This is a genomic window from Roseomonas marmotae, from assembly GCF_017654485.1.
Lineage (GTDB): Bacteria > Pseudomonadota > Alphaproteobacteria > Acetobacterales > Acetobacteraceae > Pseudoroseomonas > Pseudoroseomonas marmotae.
Map to the genome: position 1 here is coordinate 210,778 of NZ_CP061092.1, position 8,542 is coordinate 219,319.

Genomic DNA, 8,542 nt, shown 5'->3' on the forward strand with positions numbered 1-8,542 from the left:
GCATTGACACCAGGCTTGGCCGCTCTGCCTCGAACGCCTCCCAGACGGTCCGCTCCCTCTGCTCCGGATGCCGATTGGCCCGGGCATGGGACACGCACCGCTCCAGCAGGAGGGCGTTCAACTCCTCGTAACTCCTCACCCGCAGCCGCGGCGTAAAGAACCGCTCCCGCACCAGCCCGACCTGGTTCTCGACCTGACCTTTCTCCCAGCCCGAGGCCGGAGTGCAGGCCACCGGCTCGACCAGGTAGTGGCTGCACATGCGCAGGAAACGCCGGTTGTAGGCGCGATCCCGTCCCACCAGGATCGCGTCCACCACCGTGCGCATGTTGTCGTAGATGCCCCGCGTGCAGGTACCGCGAAAGAAGGCAAACGCCCGGTCATGAGCGTCAAACACCATCTCTTGCGTCTCGCGCGGATAAGCGCGGACGAACAGCATCCGGCTGTGGCACAGCCTCACATGCGCGACTTTGACGGTCACTGTCGTGCCGCCGATCAGCACGACCTCGTGGCTCCAATCGAACTGGTATGCCTCGCCCGGCGCGAAGCTCAGCGGCACGAAGGCTGCTGCCACCGCCGTCGCCCGTGACGCCTGCCACCCCCGCGCATGTCGCCGGACCGCGTCGTAGCCGCCCTCGTAACCCAGCTCACGTAGCGTCTCGTAGACCCGCACCAGCGTCAGCCGCTCGCGCCGCGGCCGCGCCTCGTTCGCCTCCAGCAGGCGCTCCAGCTCGGCCTGCCACGGCCCCAGCTTGGGCTGCGGCTGCCGCGCCCGGCTGTAGCGGAATTCCGTCTCCCCGGACCGCAGAACCTTCCGGACCACCTTTCGCGAAATCCCGAGCTCGCGACAGATCGCCTTGATCGACTTGCCCTGCACCCGGTGCAGGCGCCGGATCTTTGCCACTGTCTCCACGACCAGCGTCCCAGCTCTGGCTCCCGATCATCCCGGAAACCACTGTTAACCCCGCCGTCAGTGGGGTCCCGTTTGGACGCCGATCACCCCTCCAACAGGGTTTCTATTCCATGCCGATCCACACGCTGCCGTCCGACGGGTTAGATCCTGCGCCGTCTGTGGCAGGTGATCGCGAAGGCGCCAACTCGTCGGCCGCTAGCCATGCGAAAGGCCATGTCCGGTGGAGTAAGCCTCTGATACGATGCTGCAGCAAAACCATCAGTTGAATGAGAAGACGTCCATGACCCTCACGCCGCTCAGCCTCGATGACTTGGACCAGGTGGTGGGGGGCGTCTTCCGGCAAGGCACAGCCGGCCATGACACCGTTGAGGGGAGCAGCGAGGCCGACGTGATCTTTGGTGGGGCTGGCAACGACATGATCTCCACAGGCGCTGGCAACGACCAGGCCTATGGCGAAGCGGGGAATGACTTCATCCACACCGGCGCTGGCAACGATCTCGCTTTCGGGGGCGACGGCAACGACACCCTGAACGGCGGGGCTGGCGCGGATCAGCTGCATGGCGAGGCTGGGAACGACTTCCTGGACGGCGGCGCCGGCGATCGCGCAGCCGACCTGGCCTTTGGCGGCGCGGGCAATGACACCTACATTTGGGCGCCCGGCGACGGCAACGACATGTTCCATGGTGGCGCAGGGCACGACACGCTGAACGTGCTGGGCATGAGCCGGCAGGACCTGGAGCGCGCCTTGACGCTGGATGGCCAGACCGCGCTGCAGATGCAGGTGAACGACAACGTGGTGACCTTTACGGATGCCCACGGGCAGCCGGCCACCTTCGGTGGTGTCATCAACTACGGCGGCGAAACGTTGCGCTTCACGGAGGTCGAGCAGATCCGCCTCGGCTGACCGGCACCAGGCCAGGCCAGCCCGTGGTGACGTCCGCCGGGCCGCCGCCTGTCGGGCAGCCCGTCAGCACCAGAGGAGCGGCGGCGGCCTTCCTGGCGGGATGGCCGCCGCTTGCACCCGCGCAGGCGCAGCCCTGGCCGCTCATTCAGCCACGGGTAGGAAGTCGCTCCTAGTGTCCTGATTCTGTAGTTCCTCCGATCTTCTGGGTGCGCTGGCAGAAGCGCTGTATGGCACCGAGGATGTCGTCGGCGGACTTGGTCCAGCGGAACGGTCTGGGATCGACGTTATGGGCTTCGATGAAGGCACGGATGTCGCGCTCGAGCGCCTGGGTGGAACGATGGATGCCGCGCCGGATCTGCTTGTCGGTGATGAGGGCGAAGAAGCGTTCGACCTGGTTGATCCAGGAGGCGCCGGTGGGCGTGAAATGGACATGCCAGCGCGGGCGCTTGAGCAGCCAGTCGCGGATCGGCTTGGTCTTGTGGGTGGCGTAGTTGTCCATCACGAGATGGACGTCGAGATCCTGGGGCACGGCTTTCTCCACCTGATCCAGGAACTTCCGGAACTCGGTGGAGCGGTGCTTAGGGTAGCAGTGGCCGATCACTGTCCCGGTCGCGATGTCGAGCGCTGCGAACAGCGAGGTAGTGCCGTGGCGGGTATAGTCGTGCGTGCGCCGCTCCGCCTGGCCGGGACGCATCGGCAGCAGGGGCTGGGTGCGGTCGAGCGCCTGGATCTGGGACTTCTCATCCACGCACAGCACCAGCGCGCGGTCCGGCGGTGCCAGGTAGAGCCCGACGATGTCGCGCACCTTCTCGACAAAGAGCGGGTCATTGGAGAGCTTGAAGGTCTCGCTCCGGTGCGGCTGCAGCCCGAAGGCCCGCCAGATGCGGTGGATGGTCGATGGCGCATACCCGACGGTCCGGGCCATGGAGCGCAGCGACCAATGCGTCGCACCTGGCGGCGTTGTTTCCAGCGTCAGCCGGATGGTATCGGCGATCGCGTCATCGCCGATCGTGCGCGGCGTGCCTGGTCTGGGCTCATCGAGCAACCCGTCCAGGCGATGCACGGCGAAGCGCCGACGCCACTTTGAAACCGTGTTGGCGTCCGCGCCGACCTCAGCGCTGATCGCCTTGTTCTCCAGACCCGCGGCGGCGGCCAACACAATGCGGGCCCGGCGCGCCATCGCCTGTCCGGTCTTGTGAGCCCGAGCCAGGAATTCCAGTTCCCGACGTTCGGCCTCACTCAGCCTAATCGTCACCGCCGGTTTGCCCATCGCGGCTCTCCCTACGATTACCTGCATGATCGTAGGAATTTCGCGATCAGGATACTAGGTTGAAAGTGGCGCTAAAACTGATTGCGGCAACGGGCGACCAGTAACCCGGCAGGCGCGCCAGCCTGGGCTTATCAGCCTGGGGCAGGCTCAAGCCGATGCTACAGATGGGTGCCGGGACGACCTCAGCGCACTCCGGAATAGCCCCGCAGCCGCGCGTAGGCTGCCCGCTGCTCCGGCTCGAGCGCGTCACGCATGGCGATGTGCGTCACGAGATGCACCTCGCGGAGCCTGCCGTTCAGGGCACCAATGGAGGTGGTCAGCGCCGCCAGTTTTCCTGTCTCAGCTGCCCCGCTCGCGAACAACTGGTCCAATTCACCTTCGAGTGCGACGATCCGGGCACCGAGGATGCGTGCCTCCCCGGCCATGCGGTCGCGGAGAGCTTCCGCCGTCCTGCGTTGCTCGGGCGTCAGGCTCAGGGCATCAGCATGCTCCAGCACGTGCATGGGCCCCGGGTAGCCGTTCAGTTCGGCCGCGAGGCCAAAGCCCATGCCGCGCCCGGCCAGCAGGGCCGCCACGCTCTCCTCGGAGAGGGCTTTGACGCGTCGCCCCTCTAATGCGGCGTAGGGCTGGGGCAAAGCACCGCCTCGCGCGGCACCATGGTGCGGATGTCCCCCTTGCGCCCCTGTGTGCTGGGCCAAGACGGGCAAAGCGAGGGCCATGCCCAAGGCGACGATTGGAAGGGCAGCAGAGAGGGTCATTGGGGACGGGTAGCGCGGAGGAGGCCCCACCTGCTATGACCGCAGTCATATGGATACCGATCTTCTCCGAGCGCTTCCTCCCGGCCGCGACCGCCACCTGGCGCGTGGTGAGGTGTTGTTCCGGGCAGGCGACGTAGCCCTCGGCCTCGTTCTCGTGCAGGAGGGCGTGCTGGAGCTGGCTCGCATCTCGCCTGAAGGGCGCCGCCTTGTCTTGCACCGCGCCGGAGCGGGCAGCACCTTCGCCGAAGCGAGCCTCTTCGAGAGCCACCATCACTGCGACGCCCTCGCCGCCGTCCCGAGCCTCGTGACGATCCATTCAGCCGCCGAGATGAGGCGTGCCGCCGAGGCCGACCCGAGCCTGGGTTGGCGTGTCGCCGCCCATCTCGCCGCCACGCTTATCGCCGAGCGGGCACGGGCCGAGCGCCTTGCGCTGCCACATGCTGCCGATCGGCTGCTTGACGTGCTGCACGCGCTGCCGCCCGAGCCAGACGGCACCCGCCGCCTTGGGCGCTCCTGGAAATCGCTCGCCGCCGAACTCGGCCTCTCCCACGAGGCAACCTACCGCGCTCTCGCCCGTCTCGAGCGGGCTGGCCTGCTGCAGCGCGAGAGTGGCGACCGCCTGCGGCTTCCCGCAGCGGCCGCGGCATGACGCCGGCTCGCCCGACCGCCGCGGGTGAGGTCTGCGGCGCCTTCGGTGATCTCGGCACCCTGCTGCCGATCCTGCTCACGCTCACCCTCACAGGGGCGGTGGCCTGGGCGGCGCGTGCCGTGCCCCGCTCGGCGATCTTCGGCCTCCAGATCGGGGTTGGCGCCACAATGGCCTGGATCGGGGTCGGGTTGGCGTGGAGCGGCCCGCTCGCCGCAGGCATGGCGCTGGGTGTCTTGCTGGGCATTCCACGCTTCGCTCCGAGGCTGCCTGCTGTACCGCTGGCCCTTCTATGCGCCTTCGCCGCCGATCTCCTCGCGGGCGCTGCGCTCCCGCCGCTGCCCATGCCTGCCCTCACACTGCCCCATGTCGTGCTGCCGGGAAGCCTGGAGGAAGCCTGGCGGGGGTTGGTCGTCGGCGCGCTGCCGCAACTCCCGCTCACCCTCGCCAATGCCGTGCTGCTGCCTGCCTTGCTGGTGCGGGAGATGTTTCCCGCCAAAGCGGCCGTGCGCGCCTCAGAGCGGCGGCTCGGCATCGTGACCGGCGTGGCGAACACGGTGCTCGCCCCGCTTGGAGCGCTGCCGATGTGCCACGGCGCGGGCGGCCTGATGGCACAATATCGCTTCGGTGCGCGTACCGGGTGGGCACCGGCGCTGCTGGGTGCGACCCTGCTCGCTCTCGGTCTCCTCTTCGCGGACGATGCCGCTCACCTGCTCGGCGCCGTTCCTACAGGTGCCCTCGGGATGCTGCTGATCGTCGCAGGCTCGGATCTGGCGTTATCACGGCGGCTGCGAGAGGTGCGCGTCGATTGCCGCCCCACGATTGCCGCCGCAGCGGTCGCCACCTTTGTCCTCAACCCGGCCTTCGGGCTTGCCGCGGGATGGCTCATAGAGGGGGCGAGGTCCATGCTGCGCCTGGAACCCCGCAGCGTCGACGAGAGGTGAGCGACTCTCTGTCCCACAGTTGCATCAATGCTTCTGCTCGTAACCGGAGCTGTCGAGGGCGCTGCTGGGATCAGACTGCCAGAGGCCACGGCCTGCTGAGCATGAGGTCACGGCAGATCAGCAAAGCGGCGGCTCAGGAAGCTGGAGCCGGACAGGCCAAAGCGCCACAGTGTCTCGGTCCCCCGGGTGATCCCGATGCGCGGTCCGCAGGTGACCGGCATCTCCCGGTCGGCCGCGAGGATCGAGAAGGGGGCTTCATCCAAAGGCTGACCGTCCAAAGCGCCGGTGATGCCGAGAGCCTGGCTCAGGCGGCCCGGGCCACTGCAGAGCAGCTTCAACGCTGCAACTCCGCGTCGCCGCTGCATGGTCTCGAGGCCGGCCGTCGGCTCCAGAGCCCTGATGAGCACCGCGCTGCCGAGCGGCTCGGCGCCACAGACGAAGTTGAGGCACCAGTGCAGCCCGTAGGACCGGTAGACATACGCATGGCCCGGCGGGCCGAACATCGACGCATTCCGCGGGGTCCGCCCGGCATAGCTGTGAGAGGCCGGGTCCTCATGATCGTAGGCCTCCGTCTCGACGATCAAGCCCCCGGTCCCATGGACCAGCAAGGTGGCTCCGATCAGATCCTGCGCTACCTCGGCTGCAGGACGGGCAAAGAAGGCACAGGAAACGGGCCCCAAGCTCAGTTTACCTCTTTGTCCGCGCGAAGAAGGTTCCTACTGCACGGTGGATCTGACCTGACCCTGAGATGTCTATCAAGTGGAGGTAGAGTCCCCACCACTGCCTATCACTACCTGGGCATTTTATGATGAGGTGACAGGAACCTGCGTCGGCAGTGCGGACATCGGATCGGCGTGACGAGATGGCTGAACAGGCGGTCGAGAATGGCGCGTCGCACGGCGGGCAGGCTTGGTGAGGGTGGCGGGCCCGGCATTGGGGGCCGCATTTTCCCCCCGCCTCGTCCGGCGGTGCGCGGCGAGGCGGAGGTGCTGCAGGTAGGCACAGGCGATGCAGCTCATCAACGCGTGTCGGTGCAGGCCTGTCCAGGACCGTCCCTCGAAGTGGCCGAGCCCGAGTTCCTGCTTCAGCTGCTGGTGCGCCTGTTCGCAGATCCAGCGTCCTTTGATGGTGGCCGCCAGCGCCCGCAGCGGTGTGTCGGCGGACAGGTTGCTCAGATAGTACTTCCGCTCGCCGCTAGAGCGCCATTCGCCGACCAGCCAGGCTTCATCACCCGGCAGATGCCGGTTGTTGCCCCAAACCGCGCCGTCGCCCACCGGATGCGCGCCGCGGCGAACCGGGCCGCCAATGCGCCCTTGGTACCCTGCCGCCAGGCGATGCGGCGCCAGGTTTGCGAGGCCAACACCCTCTCCGCCTCTGCTGGCTCTTCGTTCGGCACTGGCTTACGAGCCCGTCCCTGCGGCGGCACCAGCTGCACGGCGGCGCTGTAGACCTTCTGGTTGCGCGGGATGCCCACCGCCCAGCGCAGATCCCGAGCATCCAGGCCCTGCCGGAACGCCGCACTTGCGCCATAGCCCGCATCGGCCAGCACAGTGCCGAACCGCACGCCCGCCGCCCTCAGCCGGTCGAGTTCGTCCAGTGCGATTTCGGCCTTGGTTCGCGGCGCCATCGCCGCCTCCGGCACGCCTGCCTGGGCACAGCGTGCAGGGTCATCGGTCCACTTCTCCGGCAGGAACAGCCGTAGACCGACCGGAACAGGCACCTCGCCCTGTGCCAGGGTGAGCGACACCAGCGATTGGCAATTGGCCTTCTTGCCGAGTTGGCCGCAGTACTGCGGCAGCACGCCGACTGACATCGTGCCTTTCTTAGGCAGCGCCGTGTCATCGATCACCAGCCAAGCCTGCGGACCGCCGACCAGCTTGTCGGCCTGCTGCGCCAGCACCGACCACAGCGGCGCATCATCCCAGGCGGGGCTGGCGATGAAGTGCTGCAGCTGGTCGTGGCCGCCCAAGCCAAGCCGGGCGGCCATCGGCTGCAGGCTCTTGCGCTCGCCGGGTCCGAGCAGACCCCGCAGGTAGAGCGGTGCCCAGGTGCGGCGGGTCTTGCGCCCCAGAACCTCCAGGAACGGCGCTAGCCAGCGATCCAGATCTGCTCCACCACCAAGGATGCTCGTCATCATCGTCGCCTCCAGCAGGAGGCGTCGCACACCATCAGATCATACGCAAACAAAATGCCCAGGTAGTGATAGGATCGGATTCCGTCACGCTGGACACAGACAGCACGACCTGAAGGCATCTTGTACAAGATGCCTTCAGGCCGTTTCCTCGCTTCCGGGACTACGTCCGAATATCGAGGCCCCAGCGGACTCCTCGCGGCAAGGGGATCCAGGCCGGCTCATCCGCGTGATACGGACCCGCAATCCGTCAAAATTCAGGTCATACTGGATCAGGTTCTCGATCAGGGAGAACGCGGTCTCGTCCCAGGTCCGCCAAGTGGCGCTCGTGTTCCTGATTACCAGCACACCGCGCTCGCGAGATCGTGAATGACCTCACGAGTGAAGATATCGCGGGTGACCGTCTCCTCCCCGGCATCCGCAAGGCGCTCAGCGGTCCACCGCATGAACTGCAGAATCTGATTCGGCGCGGAGTCGCCCTCGGTCAGGCGATGCTTCACCTCGACTTCCAGCCTCTGGCGCGCCCGCAGGACCGCCATCTCGAAGTCGCTTCGGTGCCCCTGCCCGCTGCTTTGCTCGATGCCAACCGCCTCGGCAAGCACCGCTGCGCAGCGATTGTACGTCCTTGACGACGCACCAATCGCATTGAGCGAGGGCTTGTCATTTCGGGCGGATCCGGCGGCATGCCCTTGGCCTGGAGACGCCACTCCGTGCCTCACTGGCGTGCGGACCCGTCCGCGTCAGGCTGCACGGGAGAGCACGCCGGAGAGCGGTCTGTCCGTCGTCTCTTCAAGAGCACAGTGACATCACCGGAACATGATCGTTTCTGTGCCCGTCGCTTCGGCGGCGAGTACAGGCCGCATCTTGTCCTTGTCCCCTTTTGTCCAAGACGTCTCGAAGGTCGGAGCCTGTCGACCACTCATAAGCTAAAGGCATCATTGCTTAGAAGCTTTTTGGCTTAAAGGCGATATAACTATCT

7 protein-coding genes and 2 pseudogenes are annotated in these 8,542 nt (G+C 66.7%); 3 read left to right on the plus strand and 6 right to left on the minus strand.

Features of this window, described 5'->3' with window-relative positions; all coding sequences use genetic code 11:
• Positions 1-7: 7 nt before the first annotated feature.
• Positions 8-916 (minus strand): annotated as a pseudogene (gene istA, locus IAI58_RS17950) (IS21 family transposase); the annotation flags it as partial.
• Positions 917-1,151: 235 nt separating this feature from the next.
• On the opposite strand from istA, the gene IAI58_RS17955 reads away from it, so the two are divergent.
• On the plus strand, positions 1,152-1,814 hold the full coding sequence (locus tag IAI58_RS17955; protein WP_207451533.1) for a calcium-binding protein: 663 nt from the start codon (positions 1,152-1,154) through the stop codon (positions 1,812-1,814).
• A 169-nt stretch (positions 1,815-1,983) separates the two neighbouring features.
• On the opposite strand, the gene IAI58_RS17960 is transcribed toward IAI58_RS17955, so the two are convergent.
• Together IAI58_RS17960 and IAI58_RS17965 are read right to left on the minus strand one after the other, a co-directional pair.
• The gene (locus IAI58_RS17960; protein ID WP_208775999.1) at positions 1,984-3,084 is read right to left on the minus strand and encodes an IS630 family transposase; all 1,101 of its coding nucleotides are present in this window, start codon (positions 3,082-3,084) and stop codon (positions 1,984-1,986) included.
• Positions 3,085-3,266: 182 nt separating this feature from the next.
• Complete coding sequence (locus tag IAI58_RS17965; RefSeq protein ID WP_207451513.1) at positions 3,267-3,659, minus strand: Spy/CpxP family protein refolding chaperone; 393 nt, start codon at positions 3,657-3,659, stop codon at positions 3,267-3,269.
• Positions 3,660-3,891: 232 nt separating this feature from the next.
• Here IAI58_RS17965 and IAI58_RS17970 point away from each other — a divergent pair, with 232 nt between their 5' ends.
• The gene (locus tag IAI58_RS17970) at positions 3,892-4,491 is read left to right on the plus strand and encodes a Crp/Fnr family transcriptional regulator (RefSeq protein ID WP_207451515.1); all 600 of its coding nucleotides are present in this window, start codon (positions 3,892-3,894) and stop codon (positions 4,489-4,491) included.
• Entirely contained in the window at positions 4,488-5,432 is a 945-nt protein-coding gene (locus IAI58_RS17975) for a putative sulfate/molybdate transporter (protein WP_207451517.1), read from the plus strand. The genes IAI58_RS17970 and IAI58_RS17975 overlap by 4 nt, the downstream gene beginning before the upstream one ends.
• Positions 5,433-5,539: 107 nt before the next feature.
• Here IAI58_RS17975 and IAI58_RS17980 read toward each other — a convergent pair whose 3' ends face one another.
• The 3 genes and pseudogenes from IAI58_RS17980 to IAI58_RS17990 form a co-directional block, all read right to left on the minus strand.
• Positions 5,540-6,118: a DNA-3-methyladenine glycosylase gene (locus tag IAI58_RS17980; protein ID WP_207451519.1), complete on the minus strand. Its 579-nt coding sequence runs from the start codon at positions 6,116-6,118 to the stop codon at positions 5,540-5,542.
• 117 nt (positions 6,119-6,235) lie between these two features.
• Positions 6,236-7,566 (minus strand): annotated as a pseudogene (locus IAI58_RS17985) (IS701 family transposase).
• A 335-nt stretch (positions 7,567-7,901) separates the two neighbouring features.
• Entirely contained in the window at positions 7,902-8,270 is a 369-nt protein-coding gene (locus IAI58_RS17990; RefSeq protein WP_207451504.1) for a hypothetical protein, read from the minus strand.
• Positions 8,271-8,542: the final 272 nt, after the last annotated feature.